Raw genomic sequence first — 15,846 nt, 5'->3', positions numbered from 1 at the left:
CCCTTTACTCACAGGTGCAACCATGAGATTCAAAGGGCTCCATCACGTTGAGTTTTCGGTCTTGAGTTATGAAGAGTCGGTGAAATTTTTCGACAAAATGTTCGGCTGGCTTGGCTACAAGAGCTTCTGGACCTTGGATATCGGTTACCGATCAACCTATTACATGGCCCGATACCCGTTCTTTCACAGCTATATCGGCATCCAGCCCGCCACAGCAGGCCCGCGCTTGAATCATACGGAGCACAGCGCCGGAATCCACCATGTTGCCCTCTGGGCCAGGAGCCGGAAAGAGATCGACGCCTTTTATGCCGATTTTCTGCTCCGTAACCGGATCGAGGTCACTGATCCCCCGGCCGAATACCCAACCTATTCGCCGGGCTATTATGCCGTCTTTTTCAATGATCCGCTGACCGGTATTCATTTTGAGTTAAGCCACACCCCGCTGCTCCCTTCCGTGACCAGTTTCCTCGGCTGGATCAGGGAATTGAAAAAAATCTGGAGAGAGCATCCGGAATGGCCAAAGGCCCCCTGGCGGGAATCGATGCGCCAGCTGCCATCCCGCAAAGATCAACTGTGAGGGAAAGGAAGCGCTCCGGATTGAACACCTGTAGCAGGTGCAACTCCACTCCCCAGGCCTCTAACGGCCCGACCAAAAACGGCTGAGGACCTTGCTTATAAAAAAGCCCTCCGCCCCGGCTCAGTGAAAATAAAGATCTCCGGTCCCAAGCAGGTATGCCACCAGCAATGGCTTGCCCCACGACACCGTGAAATGATCGGTTATCTCAGCCCCCTGCTTGGGGTAGGCGTCCGGGTCGGCGGCGAGGACCCGGCGGATATTGTCCTTCAGCACCCTGATCAGCCGGGTGCTGTGAATGGTCTGGTAAGAAGCATCTGAAGCGACGTTGACATAAAAAGAAATGTTGTGGGTCGAGGTGCTGTAGACCAAGGAAATGGCAAAGTTTTCGGTGCCGACAGCGCTGACAAACTCACGCAGGCAGTCCGTCAGCATGGCATCCTGATGATCCCACCAGAAAGCGATCTCGATATCGCCATTCTCATCTTTTTCCTGTTGCAGATCGGCGATGAGCTGCTCCAGGCTGATGTGCTCAGCTTCCAGGCTGGTGGTCATCTCATGGTTGTATGATTTTTCCGGATACCAGAAGTTCATGCGGTTCCAATGGCGACCACCGCTGGCGTGTTTACCGAACACATAATAGCCGTCACCATCCTGGGACACGTTCAGATTGGCCATGCGCTGGCTGTCTTCAAATACCGAATCCACTCCGGCAGCCATGGAAAAAACCTTCTCGGCAAAACCGGAAAGCGTATCACTAAATAATCCGGCACCGGCGGAAACGGACATCAACACGACAAAACTCATCCCCAAAACAATGCTCAGCCATTTTTTCATAGCGGGTTCTCCCTTTTCAGTAAATGCCGGTTGTCAACTGCTCAGGACAGCGCCTGCAGCAGCATTTGTTCTTGTCCCAAGCGCTGCAGGGTCTGCGCTGCGGTCACTTTTGCTGCTCCCTCAGCGCCATGCAGATGAGCTTGCAAGAGTGGCAGGGACGCCGGGGCTAAAGCAGCCAGCGCCTCGCCGACTCGCGACCTGATTTTCCAATTGCCCGCTCCCAGCAGCGGATCCAGAAACGGCAGACTCGAAAGAAAACGCTGCCGGGCGATCCGCTGCAGGACAGCTCCGCGCAGCCGGTCGTCGACATCCGGAGCAAGCCAATGTTCCCAGGGCAGTTCAGCCTGCCCGATCAGCAGCGCGGCCGCCCCGACCAGGGGATCGCGATGCGGATAGAGGGCCGCAATAACCTTCTCGTCCGCCGGAGTCAGGGCGAAAAAAGCCAGGCCACTGAGAGCTTTTCGCAATAACGGCCCATCATTGCTGCGGGAGAGGATATCCAGCAGGATATTTTTTTCCGGCAATGCATTGCCGCGCAGCAGTCGATCGAGCACCCAGAGGGCGTCAGCAGCGGTAAGTTCGGCCCAGTTTTCCAGGAACAGCCGAAGTACGGCCTCCCCCTGACGACCAAGAATGCGCCGGACATTGAGCCGATAGGGGCCGGCCAGCTCTTTGCTCCATAATTTAAGGTTGGCCACGCTTGGCAGCGGCAGCGGCACGTGGTGATCGGACAGGATAGCGACCCGCAACAGAACATCCGCAGCCAGCATGGACTGACAATCGCTGAGCAGATTGGCCGCCAGGCGTTGCCGAACCAAACGATCCTGCCCCATCAGGACCGGCGTCAGCAATGCCACCCGCTGCGCTACGGGCAACCCGGCCAGGACCTCGGCACAGAGGACCAGGATGGCTTGCTCCTCGCAACTGAGAAACTGTTCCTCGGCGACCTTCAGTTTTATGGGCTCATGGCTTTGCAGGATCATGGAGGTACACAGCTTCAGCTCCGCCGTCGTCGGCGCCTTTCGGTAATGCTCATGGAGCAGAGCAATCAGCTGCGGATGAAGCTTTTTTCCCATGCGGCAGAGTTCCGCGGTCTGCTGGCAGAGCGCCTGCAACACAGCCACCCTTAACTTTGCCTGTTTGCTCTCCAGATGGTCCGCCAGCTCCGTCAGGGAAGACAGGTTCACAGCCATGGCCTCAACCCTCCTGAATCAGCCAGCCACCATCGCCGACCATGGTGACCTCGATATCGGCGACCGAGGTACTCCCCAGGGTATTGCTGAGTTCATGGGTATAGGCCAGGCCGATGGGGGTGGTAAACCCGGACCAGATATCGCCGGCACCGATGCGTTCATGCTTGCTGAGAGAGAAAATTTTCAGCCAGCTGACTTTGGCGTACCAGCCGAGATCGAATTCGATGGCCGGGCGGTGATCAAACTCGACGCCCAAGCGGTTCGGCGCGGTGGTTTTCGATTGTGCCGCTGCGGGCAGGTGGGCCGAGATACCGCTGCCCTCCTGGCTGACATCGGTCAATTCATACTTCTCCGAACCCCAATAGGCATTGATCCCGGATATCCGCAAAAAAGTAATGAATTTAACTCCCATGAGCGGACCGGTCTCCACGCTCGGCTTGATAAAGCCTTTCAACACCTTGTTTAATTTCAACGTCAATTCAATAAAGGGAGTCGTCTCCGGCTGGGCGACTTCAACCGCTGTCCCACCGACGGCTTCCGCGATCTGAACCAAGTCCCAGGACCCTTCAATCAGGGTGGGAAACTCCAGACCGCCCGGAAATAACGCGCTGCTACTGATATGATCAGCTATCCCCTGGTTATAGGCGCGGGGAATGGGAAGATCGATATCCGGCAACACCTTCAGCACTTTGGATAAACCGGGCACAAACTTGCCCAGGCTGACGACTTTTTTGGCCAGATTATAGAGCATGGTCAGCATATCAACCTGGGTCACCGAGTTTTCGTTGAAGATTTCGTGCCACTCCATCTGCCAGTGCGCCGACAATGGATGCCGCCATTCGAACTCGAAGGTTTCCCTTTTCAGCTGAATACCCAGGTTAAAGGTGAAGTCGACCCCGGCACCGACGAGCATTCCGGAAACGAAATTATCGGTCGTAACATCCAACTGCATGGTGTCACCATCGACATCCCCCTCCATTTCCATAGTTCCGGCCCAGCTTGGTCCGGCCAGCCCCAATGCAACGCTGAGTTGGGCATCGGTCACAATCTTGCCATGCAGAATGGAAACGGAAACATTCTTTTCGCTGTTGAAAAAATCGAAATCAAAGGCCTTTGACCAGTCCTTGGGAAAATGAAAATCCTGGTAAATCGGAATGGCATTATCATCGGCAATATTGGCGGTTTCACCGGTCGCGATTTTGGTCTTTGCTATTGCATACTGAGCCATGGCGATCCCCCTTAGACTGGCATTCCGACAACAACTGCCGAAGATTTGTCTGCGAATTCACAGACAAATACCAGCCTGCCGTCGGCATCGATATGGTTGGTCGTGGTCGAAAACAGGATATGTTTCACGGGCGAACCACCATCGGAAAGAGTATCTCCGGTGGACAGGATAAGGCGGTGATTCTCACCGTCATAGGCATACAGATCCGTATACAACCCGTCGCGCGTATCAGAATATTCACTGTAATAGAAGACCCCGTCCGGACTGACACAGCCAGGGGTGAAGGAATCAATCTTGTCCCCCCGGAATGTCACCTCATCGGTGGTTTTGATGACCACGTCGTCGGCGATCAGCGATTCCCGGTCGGGATCGGCGATTTTGCTGTAAACCGTTCCGTCCGGAGCAACCCTGGGGCCATAGTGAACACTTGCGGTATGGATCGAATTGAGCATATTTTCCCCGGCTGAAAGGAGCAGATGATCGTCAGGGTTGGCCAGATGCCCGCTCAGCAGGCTATTGACGGAACCGTCGCCGCCTGCTTGATTGGCGCTGAGATAATCACTCAGCCGATGCGACGCGGTCACCGAGAAATAGCCGTCAGCCAGGTGATCGAGAATGCCGAAGCCGGTGAATTGCTCATCGCTGCTATTGACATAATCACCGGTACTCATCACCAGGTTCGAATTGGCGAGCAAACCTCCCGGCAGGTGAAAGATACTCGACTGAGGAGCGCTCCCGGTCAAATGGCTGGCGGCGAATAACAGGCTGTTGCCGTCGCGTAGACTGACGTCGCCGATGATGCCAGTCGATTCATACCGATCATTGTGAAACACATCACCGACCCCGAGAATCCGCTCAAACCCGCTACGGGCGGTATTGAGATAAAGGCCGCTGCCATAATGCTGTTCACTGTTGTTGGACGGTTGAATCACTGCGGCAATGTTGCCGTCGGCATTGACGTCGTGGGCGACAAACTTTTTGACCACCCGACCATCGGCTAGAATATCGCCACTCAACAACGCGGTCAGTTCCTGGGAAATCCGTGGCTTGCTGCCACTGAAGTCGACATCAAACTGAAACAGCGCCTGGTTGCCGTCCACGTCCAGGGCGTCGAAGGTGACGATGCCATCCTTGCTGAAATGCACGGATGAACCGAATTCGTAGACCGCAAGGGCGCGAGAACCGGTCCCGGCCTGTTCGCCTGCGGTCTTCAAACGGTAAAAGTAATATCCGTTGGGGGTGCTGACACCGCCCCCTGATCCGCTATTGCTAGACCCGCATCCAGCCAGGATGACTCCCCCCAGGGCACAGCTGGACAAGCGGATGAAATCCCTCCGACTATAATCGGCCATCGCTTCTTTCCTTTCGAATCCCGGTTAAATTGAAAATGGCAGCGGTCTGCACCGCCTCTGCATACCGGCAACTATCGCGATCGTTACAGCTGTCTTAAATTTACCGATATCAATGTGTGATAATTAATTTTAAAGGAAGGTAACACGGCACCGTTAATTGATCGTTAATCGGCGCAAGAACATAAACCAAGCCTGGGTTGCAGCAGGCGTTTCTGGCAAGAAGGGGATAAAAAAGAATTATTTATCAAGAAGATAGAGATCGAGAAAAAACCTTGCCCGCCGCCTAGTGGTTCCGGCCGGTTGGCGTTTTTTTGCGCTGCAGCCGGCCCAGTGAACAGCCGATCCCGATGATGCACAGGCCACTGAATACCAGCAAGGCAACATGCATACTTTTCAGAAAATCGGGCTGGGTTTGTGCCGTTACCGGTTGACCGTGCATCAGGAAGGAGAAAATCAGGGTAATGACCGTCATGCTCGAAACCATGCCCAGGGTGCGCATACTGGCATTAAGGCCTGAAGCAATCCCCAGGTAGCGCGGCGCGACACTGCTCATGATCATGTTGACATTGGGCGAAGAGAACAGAGCAAAACCAAGTCCCATGAACACCAGCAGGGTCAGGACCATGGTCAGGGACGAGGAACTCGACAGGTTGGCGGCGACCGCCAGGCCCAGGGCACAGAAAGACATGCCCACGGTGGCCAGCAACGACGCCGGCAACTTGTCGGAAAGACGCCCGCACAAAGGGGAAAACAGCGTCTGCACGATGGGCTGGATGATCAGGATGGTGCCGGCATGCTCCGGCCCCATCCCTTTGACATACTGCAGATAGAGGCTGAGAAAAAAGGTCACCCCGAAGGTTGCGGCATAATTGAACAGGGCGGCCAGATTACTCAGGGCAAAGATGTAATTTTCGGTAAACAGTTTGACATTCAGCAGCGGGTAGCGGCTGCGCGTCTCGATGGTCAGAAACAGGGCGAACCCCACATTGGCGAGAATCACCAGCAGCCAGGCCCACCAGCCCCGACTCAGGTTGGCGACCCCGACCACCAGCAGGATAACGGCCAGGCCGTAGGCCCCGGCGCCCCACCAGTCGAAGGGTTCCCCCTGGGCCGGCGCCCATTCCTCCTTGATTTTAAGACGCGTCAGCAACCAGGTCAGCAAGCCAAGAGGGATGACCAGATAAAACAGGGAGCGCCAACCGAACCAGGCCACCAGATGGCCGCCGATAAAAGGTCCGCAGGAAATCCCGGCATAAACGCTGGCAACGGCGATTCCCAAGGCTTTGCCACGCTCCTGCTCCGGGAACACCGCGACGATGATCGCCATGGTCGTCGCCATGACCATGGCCCCGCCGATCCCCTGCAGAAAGCGCATGACAATGACCGCCTCCACCGACCAGGCCTGGGAAATGGCCCCGCCGGTAATGGCGAAAATCACCAGGCCGACCTGGAACACCCTGCGCCGCCCGTGGATATCGCCGAACCGGCCCATGGCCAACAGAAAAATAGCCGACGACAGGACATAGGTGGTTTCGACCATCCCCAGTTGCATGGCGGTTGCGGAGAATTCCCGGCCCATGACCGGCAGGGCAACCCCCACCGACGACATCATGAACGGCATCAGAAACTGGGCCACGCAGACCGCAAACAGGATCGCTGTCCGCGAAGACTCCTCTTCCTGATTCATTTCCGCTTCTTACCCGTTTTTTTCTGCTGACTCGCTTTCAGCAGGTCGGCAAAGGTTCCCATCCCACTGCTTGCAGGCTGATCCTGATAGCTGGTTTCTTCAAGCTCGTCCTGTTTCCCGCCCAGAGCCAGTGAAATCCGCCGTTCCTCCTGATCGATCTTTTCAACGGTGACGGTCAGCGCCTGACCGACCTTGAGCACATCCTGGGGATGCCGAATGCGCTGCCCTTCCCCGAGCTTGGAAATATGCAGCAACCCGTCGATGCCGTCTTCCAAAGTCACAAACGCCCCGAACTGGGCGAGCCGGCTGACCTTACCCGGGTACTGGCCACCAACCCGATACAGGGATCCGACCTTGTTCCACGGATCGGCCTGGGTATCGCGCAGACTGAAGGAAAATTTGTTTTTGTCCCAGTCGATTTTCTTGACCGCGACCTCCAGTTCCTGACCGATGCGCAAAATTTCGTTAACATCCTCTACCCGGCCATAGCTGATTTCGGAAATCGGCAGCAGACCTTCGATCCCACCGATATCGACAAAAGCGCCAAAATCAAGGATATTGGTGACTTCCCCGCGCACCACCATCCCCTCTTTGAGGGTCTCCCGCAAGCTGGCACGCTGCTGCTGCCGCTCCTCGTCCTGCAGAACCCGATGGGAAACGACGATATTCCGGCCACGTTCGCTGAACTGGGTGATCTTGAAGGAGAGGGTTGCTCCGATCAGGTCGGCCGGCTCCCCCTTGCGCATTCCGGATTGGGAAAACGGGCAGAAAGCCCGGATATTGCCGGCCAGCTTGACCTCAAAACCGCCCTTGATCTCTTTTTCGATCTTCCCTTCCACCGGGATCCCGCCCTGAAAGGCATTTTCCAGCTGCTCCGTTCCCGAGCCGCTACCACCGACCTTGGTGGTAAAGCGCAATTCGCCGCCGCTTCTTGACAGGAAGAAGACCGCAATCCGGTCGCCGACTGCATACTGCGGCTCACCATCAGCGTTCAACAGCTCCGCCGTGGCCAGCACCCCTTCCCCCTTCTGGCCGACATCGAGAAAGCTCCAGTCCTTACCAAGCTGCAGCAGGGTCGCTTCGATCTTCTGCCCCGGCTCGAGCTGCTGACCAACACCGCTCAGGCTGGCCTCGAACATAGCGGCAAAATCTTCGTTATCTTCATTCATGTCATCATTTTGATAATCGTCGCTCATGGCACCATCCTTTGTTTGCTCACGAAAGAAGAAAGATTAGCCCTTTTTGCAGCCGGAGTAAATGCAGGAATTGAATTTTGTTTTTCGGTAAAGAGGTGCTATCTTTGGGGAAATGCGTAAGATTTCCGATAAGGATCGGCCGATGAAACCGACCAGCTGGCTGGAAAGCCTGAATTGCGCGATTGAGGGAATTCTCTGGGCGGCCCGCAGTGAGCGGCATATCCGCTATCACTTCTGTGCCGCCCTGGCCGTACTCTTTCTGGCCCTGTTTTTCAAGATTTCCGCCCTGGAATTCTTCCTGCTGGTGCTGGCCGCCGTGCTGGTGATCTTTGCCGAACTGATGAACACCGCCATCGAAGCGGTGGTTGACCTGGTCACTACCGAATACCACGAGCTGGCCAAACTGGCCAAGGATGTCGCTGCCGGGGCGGTCCTGGTCACCAGCGTCGGCGCGATGGTCCTCGGCTATCTGGTCCTGTCCGGACACATTTTCCCACTCTTCGACAGCGAGCCGACCCTTGGCAAGGAGCCCCAAGGGACCATCCCGGTGGCTGCCCTGCTGATGGTCATTATCCTGGTGGTCCTGCTCAAAGCGCGCTTCGGCCACGGCCGCCCACTCCATGGCGGGATGCCGAGCGGTCATGCTGCGGTGGCCTTTTCCATTGCCACCTCGGCCCTGCTGTTCGGCGGCAATTTCCTGATCGGCCTGCTGGTCCTGCTGCTGGCGGTTCTGGTCAGCCAGAGTCGACTGCTGATGAGAATCCATTCCCCGCGCGAAGTCTTCCTCGGTGCCTTGCTCGGCACCGTCGTCACCCTGCTCAGCTATCTGCTCTTCGCCTGAAGAAGGGTCCGGCTCCCCGGCGTAATAAACCTCTTTTACATGGTTGGCAGCGCCTGAGGTTTGCTTTCCGAGCGGCTCAACACGGTGCTGTCCCCGGCTTTGGGGCTGGCATCGACCAGATTCAGCTCGCCGTAGGGGATCACCTGCTGCAGCCCGGCCTGGGTGTAACGGCTGGCCGCGTTCCAGAGCATCCAGCCGTGGCTACCGCCGGCGTTACTGGCGTTGATCTGGGCATTGATTTCTGCAGCCGTGAAGGAACGGTGATCAAAAGCGTAATCACGAAACGCCTGCAGCCAGGGGCGAAAGCGCTGGGGCGCCAGACCGGTCAACAACGCAGCCTTGCGAAGGGAATCGGCAATCACGGCATAGGAATTGGCCACAGGATTCCGATAACCGGGGATCCCGTGGGGAAACCCGGAGGGGTAGAGCATGGGCGACAGGTAATCGACATATTCGGCCAGATCGGCCAGGCGCTGGCCGATTTTCTGATCCTTGGGCTTCCAGCAGATATAACCGAAAATATTCGCCGAGGTCATCACCGGATAAGCAGCCAGGCGCTGCTGAGCCCGGGCCAGAAAACCGTTGATGGCGGCAACCCGGTTGTCACCGGTGTTTTCACGGGAAAAGAGCAGATCGGATTTGGCCGGGAAGCGGATATAATCGAACTGGATCTCATCAAATCCGAGGCGCGCCGCCTCTTCGGCCAGGGCGATATTGTAATCCCAGACCTCTTCCCGGAACGGATCGCACCAGGACATTTTTTCCCGGTCCTCCCAGACGCTGCCGGCTTCCGTTCGCACCGCCAGCTCCGGCCGACCTTTGGCCAGCCGGTTGTCCTTGAACACCACAATCCGGGCGATGGTATAGATGCCACGCTCCTTGAGCTCGGCCAGCAAGTCCGGCAGGTCTTTGAGGGTCCGCGAGCGCTGCGCACCGACCTCGACGGTCAAGGGCATGTCGGTGCGGAAAGCAATATCCCCGCGAGAGGATTTCAGGTCGATCACCAGCGCGTTCATTCCGGTATCGGCAAGCAACTGCAACAGGTGGTTACGCAGATCCTGACTGGCCGCTGCCCAGTAGGACAGATACAGGGCTTTGGGGGTGATCGGCTGCAAAGTCAGGTGCAATGGAAAGGAGACAGGAACTTTTTGCGGCAGGTAGCCGGGTTTGCGGACAATCAGGTGGGTGGCCATGGTGGCAAGACTGAAGCCACCATCCGCCGCGCTGAGCTGACTGTCATCATCAGCCCAGATGCGCACATCGGCCAGGGGTTCACCGCTCACCGCATCCGCAACGGTTCCGAAAACATGTTCAACCTCGGCGCTTGCCGGACCGCTCCAGCAAAGCACAGCAACAACAATCAACCAGCTGATCCACTTCACATTTGAGTCCTTCATCATCGCTTGCAAAATCGTCTTGATGATGAAGACCAGCTTAAATTATTCCTTTTAAATAATAAATAGCTAATTTTAAAACAGGGGCTCTTTCTCTTGTTCCAGCAGGCGCCGCGCCCCGCTGACCAGCTGGGTGCTCAGTTGCTGCAGGGGTTCGGTGGTCAGATTCCAGCAATGCCAGTAGAGTTCGATGGTCAGGGTCGCAGCGGGGATGACCTCCTGTAAGGTCCCTTCCTGCAACAGTTTTCCAGCCTGCCAGTCGGGGACCATGCCGTAACAGTAGCCGGCGGCAATGACCTGGAGAAACTGTTCCGGAGCAGGAATATAGTGGGCGGCGAAATTGATCGGCTCACTGGAAAAATAGCGCTCAACAAAGCTCTGCTGCAGGTGATCGTTACGGTTAAAAATGACCGCTGGCGCCTGTTCCAGGGCGGCCTTACTCAATCCGGCAGGGAACCAGCGTCGGCAGAATTCCGGTGTCGCGAGCAAGCGGTAACGCATGCCGCCCAAAGCATCCACCCGGCAACCTTGCATGGGGCGCGGCTCATTGCTGACGCAGCCGACCACCTCCCCATCACGCAGATAGCGATGGGTCTGCTCCTGATCGGCAACCCGCAGGTCGAGTAACAGATTCATCGTCTGCAGTACCGGCGCAGCCGCAGCGACAAACCAGAATGCCAAACTGTCGGCGTTAATCCCAATACTGAGGGATTGGGGCCGCTCCAGGGAGGTCGCGGTCAGCTCCAGGGCCAGGCCGTCCTCCAGCATCCTGACCTGCTGATAGTGCTTGAGCAGAGTGCGACCGGCCGCAGTCGGTTGCGGCGGATTGGTCCGGGTCAGCAACACCTGACCGCAACTGTCCTCGAGTTGGCGAACCCGCTGGGAGATCGCCGACTGGGTCAGATAAAGGACGCGAGCGGCCCGTTCAAAACCGCCTTCTTCAACCACTTTGGCCAGAGCCTGCAAAAGTTTGTAATCGATCATCTGTAAACATTAGCAAATCTGATGATATCAGAAAATAATTAATTTTACTTTTACCCCAAGCCGGCTTAGCCTCTTCAAGCAACCGTTTTCATCACCACGGAGGACCAGTATGTGGCCATATTTACAGGGCATTGCCATCGGCGGCGGGCTGATTATTGCCATCGGCGCCCAAAACGCCTTTGTTCTGTCCCAAGGCATCAGGCGCAACTATGCACTGCAGACCGCTGTGATCTGCAGCCTCTGTGATGCCGTGCTGATTCTGGCCGGGGTCAGCGGCATCGGCCGGCTGATTGCCGCCAGCGGCCTTTTGACCCGCCTGGCCAGTTGGCTCGGCGCCCTGTTCCTGCTCTGGTACGGTAGCCGCTCGTTCTGCTCCGCGCTTCGCGGGGGCCGGTTGGAGGACAGCGCCCTGGTCATTACCTCAAGGCGGAAAATGCTCCTCATGACCCTGGCCCTGACCCTGCTCAATCCGCATGTCTATATCGATACCATCATCCTCATCGGCGGAATCAGCGGACAATTGGCCGCAGCAGAACGCCTGCAGTTTGCCGGCGGCGCCATGACCGCCTCCGTGCTCTGGTTCTTCAGCCTCAGCCTGGGGGCCGGACTGCTCGCACCGCTGTTTCGCAGCCGTCTGGCCTGGCGTTGCCTGGACGGGCTGGTCTGCCTGATGATGTGGAGTATTGCCCTGTCGTTGCTCTGGCCGCAGCTGCGGCAACTTTCCGGCTGAAAAGCTTTACTTGGGGGGATTGGCCGAGTAGACTTGCAGATTAACCTTGCGAGGATACCATGAGTAATACAGCCACTCACCCGTTTGACAAATTGACCCCGGACTTCATCATGGATGCGGTCGAATCGCTGGGTTATCGTTGTGATTATCGCATTCTGACTCTTAACAGTTACGAAAACCGGGTCTACCAGGTCGGCATCGAGACAGGGTCTCCGCTGATCGTCAAGTTTTACCGCCCCGGGCGTTGGAACAAGGCCCAACTGACCGAGGAGCAGCAGTTCACCTTTGAACTCGCCGCTCATGAACTTCCGGTGGTCGCGCCGCTGAAGGACGCAGCCGGTGCGGCATTGCATCGGTTTCGCGGTTTTTACTTCAGCGTCTCGCCGCGCAAGGGCGGTCATTCCCCGGAACTTGACAATCTCGAACATCTGCAGGTGATCGGCCGTTTGCTCGGCCGCATCCATGCCCTGGGCGCCAGCAAACCATTCAAATACCGGCCGGTCCTGACCCCGCAGAGCTTCGGTCATGACTCGGCCGACTTTATTGCCGACCAGTTCATCCCCCGGGAATACAGCGAAGCCTACCGCTCCCTGACCCACGACCTGTTGCGGATCATCGAACAACGCTTTGCCAGCGTCTCTCCCCGGTCGATTCGGGTCCACGGCGACTGCCACAGCGGCAACATGCTGTGGCGTGACGACGCGCCCCACTTTGTCGATTTTGACGATGCTCGGATGGCCCCGGCCATTCAGGATATATGGATGCTGCTGTCCGGAACGATCGATCGGCAGCGCCAGCAACTGGACAAGATTCTTAACGGCTACTGCCAGTTTTTTGATTTCAATCCGGCCGAGCTGCAGCTGATCGAGTCCCTGCGCACCCTGCGTATGCTCAACTACAGTGCCTGGCTGGCGCGGCGCTGGGACGATCCGGCTTTTCCCCGCACCTTCCCCTGGTTCAACAGTATTCAATACTGGGGCGAGCATATTCTCGAACTTCGGGAACAGCTGGCATCGCTGCAGGAAGAACCGCTGCATCTTTAGCAAACGCTCCAAAACCGCCTGCTAAAGGTGCAGACGACACCGCACAGTCCACATATCAACCTTGCAGAATGCAGATCTTTTCCGCGACCAGCTCCTTAACGGCGCTCTCAGCCGTCTTGACACAGGGCAGGACAACCGATTCGTCAAGCACCGAAGTTCACTGGCGACGGAAGATGTCCTCTTCCCAAAGGATAGAAGACCGGTTAAGACGGCGGCAAACGGAGATTAGCTACGTTTCCGAGAAGAAGCCTGCCAGGGAAAGGAAAGACTGGCTGAGCAACGGCAAGGGAATATATTCCGCCCGCGAGATCACCGCTCGGCGAACAGGGCAGAGGTTTTTGCGGCCATGACGAAGTCGTTTTCATGCAGGCCGCGAATCTTGTGAGTCCACCACTTCACCGTCACCTTCCCCCATTCGGTGATCAGTTGTGGGTGATGCTGCTCAGTTTCCGCCAATTCACCGACTTGATGACTGAAGGCCAGCGCCTGACGAAAATCATTGAAATGGAAAACCCGGCTTAAACAAACCACCCCTTTATCGTCAACCACCCGCCACTCGGGAATCTCCATCAGTAAGGAATAAATCTTTTCTTCGCTTAACGGCGCGGTGCCTTCCCGGCAAGGGGCACATTGTTGTTTAGCCAGATTTGCCATTCCGCCTCCTTTCCCGGGCCGCTGCTGAACGCCCCGCAACAGGTTAAGTCACTACCGCTCCGGTTATTTGCTGCAAGTCCAGTATAAAGCAGGCCTGCTGGGAGGGGAAGATGCCTATCTCGAGAATAAATTACTTTTTTTGTCTTAATTTGACCCAGGTCAAGTTTTTCCTCCTCAGTCTCGGTTATGGTTGGCCCATCAACACCAAGCAAAAGGAGAGCCAGCATGAATCTGCCAGCAGCAATCGGCGCTCAGCCGATTAACAAGGTTATTGCCGACCACCCACAGATCGGCGCCATCCTCAATCAACACGATATCGGTTGCGTGACGTGCGGCGTCGGAATTTGCCTGGTCAATGACGTGGTCAGCATCCACGCCCTGGGGGCTGAGGTGGAACAAAAAATAGAACGGGAAATCAACACCTATTTAACCAATAAAGGAGTTTGAACAATGGCTGATCTTGCCTGTGGATGTCCCGGAACTCAGGTCCGGACCCTAAAGAATATTGAGCAGAATGACAACACTTCGTCAGAGCGGCTGGTTTCGGAGCTGCGCCAATGGCCGACCCAATTGCAACTGGTTCCGCCGACCGCACCCTACCTGGATCATGCGCACCTGCTGATCGCGGCCGACTGCGTTCCCTTCGCCTATGCCGAATTTCACCGCGACTTCATCAAGGGGCGGGTGCTGGTCAATGCCTGCCCCAAGCTGGATGACAGCAGCAGCTATATTGATAAGCTGACCGACATCATTGCCCGCAACGCCATTCAATCGGTTACGGTGACGATCATGGAAGTCCCCTGCTGCCGCGGGCTGGCCATGTTCGCCGAGCAGGCGATTGCCAAATCGGGCCGGGATGTCCCCCTTAACGTCGTCATCATCGGTGTCGACGGCCAGAGAAGGAATTGACGATGAAGACTGATGTAACCAAAGTCATGGTCGACGAGCATTGCCTGATTTTGCGGATGATCACCCTGCTCGAAAAGAACACTGCCTTGATGGAGCAGGGGCGGTTCAGGAACTGGACCTTTTTCATCGATGCCATCGACTTCATCCGCAACTATGCCGATCGCTTTCACCATGCCAAAGAAGAAGCTGTGCTCTTTGTCGAACTGGTCAAAAACGGCATGCCGGAAAAACAGTCGCCCATTGAAGCCATGCTCATGGAACACGATCAGGGACGCGCCTACCTGCGCGCCATGGAAGCAGCGGTTTTAAAAGCACAGAACGGCGAGACCGGGATGATCCCCGTAATTGCCGCCAATGCCCGCGGCTACGCCGAACTCCTGCGTAACCATATCGACAAGGAGGACCGCATCCTCTATCCCCTCGCCGAACGGGTCCTGCCGGAGGCCGTCCGTGCTGATATGTTGCGGGCCTATGCCGCAGCCCGCGCACCCGAAGCGGAGGCGAAATATCTGCGCCTTGTGCTGGATTATGAACAACAGGGTTGAGCTGATAAAAAAGGAGAATGTCGAAGCAGATGAAGTGGCTGCCCGAAACTCACAGGGTTCGTCCGGGCAGCCGCTGTTTTTTTCAGCCTGACTTGATGTAATTGGTCAGTTGATTGATCAAAAATTCTTTTTCCTCGATAGTTGCCTTGACCAGGTCGCCAATGGAAACCAGCCCGAGCAACTCGCCATCCTTGAGTACGGGCAAGTGCCGATGACGGATTTCGGTGACCAGGGCCATGCATTCCTCAACCGTATTTTCCGGCTGGATAAAATACATGGTCTTTTCCATAATGGCGTTGACCGGTGTGTCGAGGGAGGACATCCCCTTGAGAATGATTTTCCGGGCATAGTCCCGTTCCGACATGAGGCCGACCACCGTCCCATGTTCGTCCGTGACCACCAACGCACCGATATTCTTTTCGGCCAACTTTTTCAAAGCCGTATAGACGCTTTCATGCTGCTCGACGGTGTGAACTTCCGTGCCCTTCTCCTGAAGAATGTCCTTCACAATTTTCATAACACACCTCCCGCCTTTGGAAAAATGGTCTTCGTCAAAGTTTACCCGGTCAATCAACTATGTCAAACCTGGCGCCAGTTCAGTAACTTTTGTTAAATAGCGCCTTTTGTGGTTTCTCCGGGAGACCCGGCCCGGGGTTCTCTGCTATAATTTTTTCTGCTG

Annotated in this window: 17 protein-coding genes; 7 read left to right on the top strand and 10 right to left on the bottom strand. The window is 56.3% G+C overall.

What is annotated here, in order from left to right; genetic code table 11:
* Positions 1 to 22: 22 nt before the first annotated feature.
* Positions 23 to 577, top strand: coding sequence for a VOC family protein (locus N909_RS0110325; protein WP_029914690.1), 555 nt, complete (start codon positions 23 to 25; stop codon positions 575 to 577).
* A 120-nt stretch (positions 578 to 697) separates the two neighbouring features.
* Here the strand turns inward: N909_RS0110325 and N909_RS0110320 are convergent, their stop codons facing one another.
* The 6 genes from N909_RS0110320 to rpsA form a co-directional block, all read right to left on the bottom strand.
* The gene (locus N909_RS0110320; RefSeq protein ID WP_029914688.1) at positions 698 to 1,411 is read right to left on the bottom strand and encodes a hypothetical protein; all 714 of its coding nucleotides are present in this window, start codon (positions 1,409 to 1,411) and stop codon (positions 698 to 700) included.
* A 41-nt stretch (positions 1,412 to 1,452) separates the two neighbouring features.
* Positions 1,453 to 2,604, bottom strand: coding sequence for a hypothetical protein (locus N909_RS0110315; RefSeq protein ID WP_029914685.1), 1,152 nt, complete (start codon positions 2,602 to 2,604; stop codon positions 1,453 to 1,455).
* A 4-nt stretch (positions 2,605 to 2,608) separates the two neighbouring features.
* A complete protein-coding gene (locus N909_RS0110310) occupies positions 2,609 to 3,832 on the bottom strand; it encodes a hypothetical protein (protein WP_029914683.1) in 1,224 nt (407 codons plus the stop codon).
* Between the two features lie 11 nt (positions 3,833 to 3,843).
* Positions 3,844 to 5,184 (bottom strand): hypothetical protein, encoded by a 1,341-nt coding sequence (locus N909_RS0110305; protein WP_029914681.1) that lies wholly within the window; start codon positions 5,182 to 5,184, stop codon positions 3,844 to 3,846.
* Between the two features lie 283 nt (positions 5,185 to 5,467).
* Positions 5,468 to 6,871, bottom strand: a complete 1,404-nt coding sequence (locus tag N909_RS0110300) for an MFS transporter (RefSeq protein ID WP_029914679.1) — start codon at positions 6,869 to 6,871, stop codon at positions 5,468 to 5,470.
* The gene (gene rpsA / locus N909_RS0110295; RefSeq protein WP_029914677.1) at positions 6,868 to 8,067 is read right to left on the bottom strand and encodes a 30S ribosomal protein S1; all 1,200 of its coding nucleotides are present in this window, start codon (positions 8,065 to 8,067) and stop codon (positions 6,868 to 6,870) included. The genes N909_RS0110300 and rpsA overlap by 4 nt, the downstream gene beginning before the upstream one ends.
* Before the next feature lie 142 nt (positions 8,068 to 8,209).
* Here rpsA and N909_RS0110290 point away from each other — a divergent pair, with 142 nt between their 5' ends.
* A complete protein-coding gene (locus N909_RS0110290) occupies positions 8,210 to 8,908 on the top strand; it encodes a diacylglycerol kinase (protein WP_029914675.1) in 699 nt (232 codons plus the stop codon).
* A gap of 35 nt (positions 8,909 to 8,943) precedes the next feature.
* Here N909_RS0110290 and N909_RS0110285 read toward each other — a convergent pair whose 3' ends face one another.
* The gene (locus tag N909_RS0110285; RefSeq protein ID WP_063336391.1) at positions 8,944 to 10,290 is read right to left on the bottom strand and encodes a putative glycoside hydrolase; all 1,347 of its coding nucleotides are present in this window, start codon (positions 10,288 to 10,290) and stop codon (positions 8,944 to 8,946) included.
* Positions 10,291 to 10,377: 87 nt separating this feature from the next.
* Positions 10,378 to 11,286 (bottom strand): LysR family transcriptional regulator ArgP, encoded by a 909-nt coding sequence (locus N909_RS0110280; RefSeq protein WP_029914671.1) that lies wholly within the window; start codon positions 11,284 to 11,286, stop codon positions 10,378 to 10,380.
* Positions 11,287 to 11,395: 109 nt separating this feature from the next.
* Between N909_RS0110280 and N909_RS0110275 the strand changes: the two genes are divergently transcribed.
* Together N909_RS0110275 and N909_RS0110270 are read left to right on the top strand one after the other, a co-directional pair.
* Positions 11,396 to 12,016 carry a LysE/ArgO family amino acid transporter gene (locus N909_RS0110275; protein ID WP_029914669.1) on the top strand — a complete coding sequence of 207 codons (621 nt, stop codon included), beginning with the start codon at positions 11,396 to 11,398 and terminating at the stop codon, positions 12,014 to 12,016.
* Between the two features lie 59 nt (positions 12,017 to 12,075).
* Positions 12,076 to 13,059: a serine/threonine protein kinase gene (locus N909_RS0110270; protein ID WP_029914667.1), complete on the top strand. Its 984-nt coding sequence runs from the start codon at positions 12,076 to 12,078 to the stop codon at positions 13,057 to 13,059.
* A gap of 309 nt (positions 13,060 to 13,368) precedes the next feature.
* Here the strand turns inward: N909_RS0110270 and N909_RS0110265 are convergent, their stop codons facing one another.
* Positions 13,369 to 13,713, bottom strand: a complete 345-nt coding sequence (locus tag N909_RS0110265) for a 4a-hydroxytetrahydrobiopterin dehydratase (RefSeq protein ID WP_029914665.1) — start codon at positions 13,711 to 13,713, stop codon at positions 13,369 to 13,371.
* A gap of 225 nt (positions 13,714 to 13,938) precedes the next feature.
* On the opposite strand from N909_RS0110265, the gene N909_RS0110260 reads away from it, so the two are divergent.
* From N909_RS0110260 to N909_RS0110250, 3 genes are read left to right on the top strand one after another with little or no spacing between them, the layout of a single operon-like run.
* Complete coding sequence (locus N909_RS0110260; protein ID WP_029914663.1) at positions 13,939 to 14,160, top strand: hypothetical protein; 222 nt, start codon at positions 13,939 to 13,941, stop codon at positions 14,158 to 14,160.
* 3 nt (positions 14,161 to 14,163) lie between these two features.
* A complete protein-coding gene (locus tag N909_RS0110255) occupies positions 14,164 to 14,622 on the top strand; it encodes a hypothetical protein (RefSeq protein ID WP_051689670.1) in 459 nt (152 codons plus the stop codon).
* Positions 14,623 to 14,624: 2 nt separating this feature from the next.
* Positions 14,625 to 15,167: a hemerythrin domain-containing protein gene (locus N909_RS0110250; protein ID WP_029914659.1), complete on the top strand. Its 543-nt coding sequence runs from the start codon at positions 14,625 to 14,627 to the stop codon at positions 15,165 to 15,167.
* Between the two features lie 82 nt (positions 15,168 to 15,249).
* On the opposite strand, the gene N909_RS0110240 is transcribed toward N909_RS0110250, so the two are convergent.
* Positions 15,250 to 15,684 carry a CBS domain-containing protein gene (locus N909_RS0110240; RefSeq protein ID WP_029914657.1) on the bottom strand — a complete coding sequence of 145 codons (435 nt, stop codon included), beginning with the start codon at positions 15,682 to 15,684 and terminating at the stop codon, positions 15,250 to 15,252.
* Positions 15,685 to 15,846 lie beyond the last annotated feature (162 nt).

The sequence above is a fragment of the Pelobacter seleniigenes DSM 18267 genome (assembly GCF_000711225.1).
GTDB lineage: Bacteria > Desulfobacterota > Desulfuromonadia > Desulfuromonadales > Geopsychrobacteraceae > Seleniibacterium > Seleniibacterium seleniigenes.
The sequence above is the reverse complement of the archived record's forward strand: the minus strand, read 5'-3'. Positions and strand labels throughout refer to the sequence as shown.

Excerpts from the sequence above, each read along its gene's own strand:
- N909_RS0110250 (WP_029914659.1), top strand. The coding sequence starts at position 14,625 with ATGAAGACTGATGTAACCAAAGTCATGGTCGACGAGCATTGCCTGATT.
- N909_RS0110265 (WP_029914665.1), bottom strand. The coding sequence starts at position 13,713 with ATGGCAAATCTGGCTAAACAACAATGTGCCCCTTGCCGGGAAGGCACC.
- N909_RS0110255 (WP_051689670.1), top strand. The coding sequence starts at position 14,164 with ATGGCTGATCTTGCCTGTGGATGTCCCGGAACTCAGGTCCGGACCCTA.
- N909_RS0110320 (WP_029914688.1), bottom strand. The coding sequence starts at position 1,411 with ATGAAAAAATGGCTGAGCATTGTTTTGGGGATGAGTTTTGTCGTGTTG.
- N909_RS0110260 (WP_029914663.1), top strand. The coding sequence starts at position 13,939 with ATGAATCTGCCAGCAGCAATCGGCGCTCAGCCGATTAACAAGGTTATT.
- N909_RS0110280 (WP_029914671.1), bottom strand. The coding sequence starts at position 11,286 with ATGATCGATTACAAACTTTTGCAGGCTCTGGCCAAAGTGGTTGAAGAA.
- N909_RS0110290 (WP_029914675.1), top strand. The coding sequence starts at position 8,210 with ATGAAACCGACCAGCTGGCTGGAAAGCCTGAATTGCGCGATTGAGGGA.
- N909_RS0110325 (WP_029914690.1), top strand. The coding sequence starts at position 23 with ATGAGATTCAAAGGGCTCCATCACGTTGAGTTTTCGGTCTTGAGTTAT.
- N909_RS0110305 (WP_029914681.1), bottom strand. The coding sequence starts at position 5,184 with ATGGCCGATTATAGTCGGAGGGATTTCATCCGCTTGTCCAGCTGTGCC.
- N909_RS0110275 (WP_029914669.1), top strand. The coding sequence starts at position 11,396 with ATGTGGCCATATTTACAGGGCATTGCCATCGGCGGCGGGCTGATTATT.
- N909_RS0110270 (WP_029914667.1), top strand. The coding sequence starts at position 12,076 with ATGAGTAATACAGCCACTCACCCGTTTGACAAATTGACCCCGGACTTC.
- N909_RS0110315 (WP_029914685.1), bottom strand. The coding sequence starts at position 2,604 with ATGGCTGTGAACCTGTCTTCCCTGACGGAGCTGGCGGACCATCTGGAG.
- N909_RS0110300 (WP_029914679.1), bottom strand. The coding sequence starts at position 6,871 with ATGAATCAGGAAGAGGAGTCTTCGCGGACAGCGATCCTGTTTGCGGTC.
- N909_RS0110310 (WP_029914683.1), bottom strand. The coding sequence starts at position 3,832 with ATGGCTCAGTATGCAATAGCAAAGACCAAAATCGCGACCGGTGAAACC.
- rpsA (WP_029914677.1), bottom strand. The coding sequence starts at position 8,067 with ATGAGCGACGATTATCAAAATGATGACATGAATGAAGATAACGAAGAT.
- N909_RS0110240 (WP_029914657.1), bottom strand. The coding sequence starts at position 15,684 with ATGAAAATTGTGAAGGACATTCTTCAGGAGAAGGGCACGGAAGTTCAC.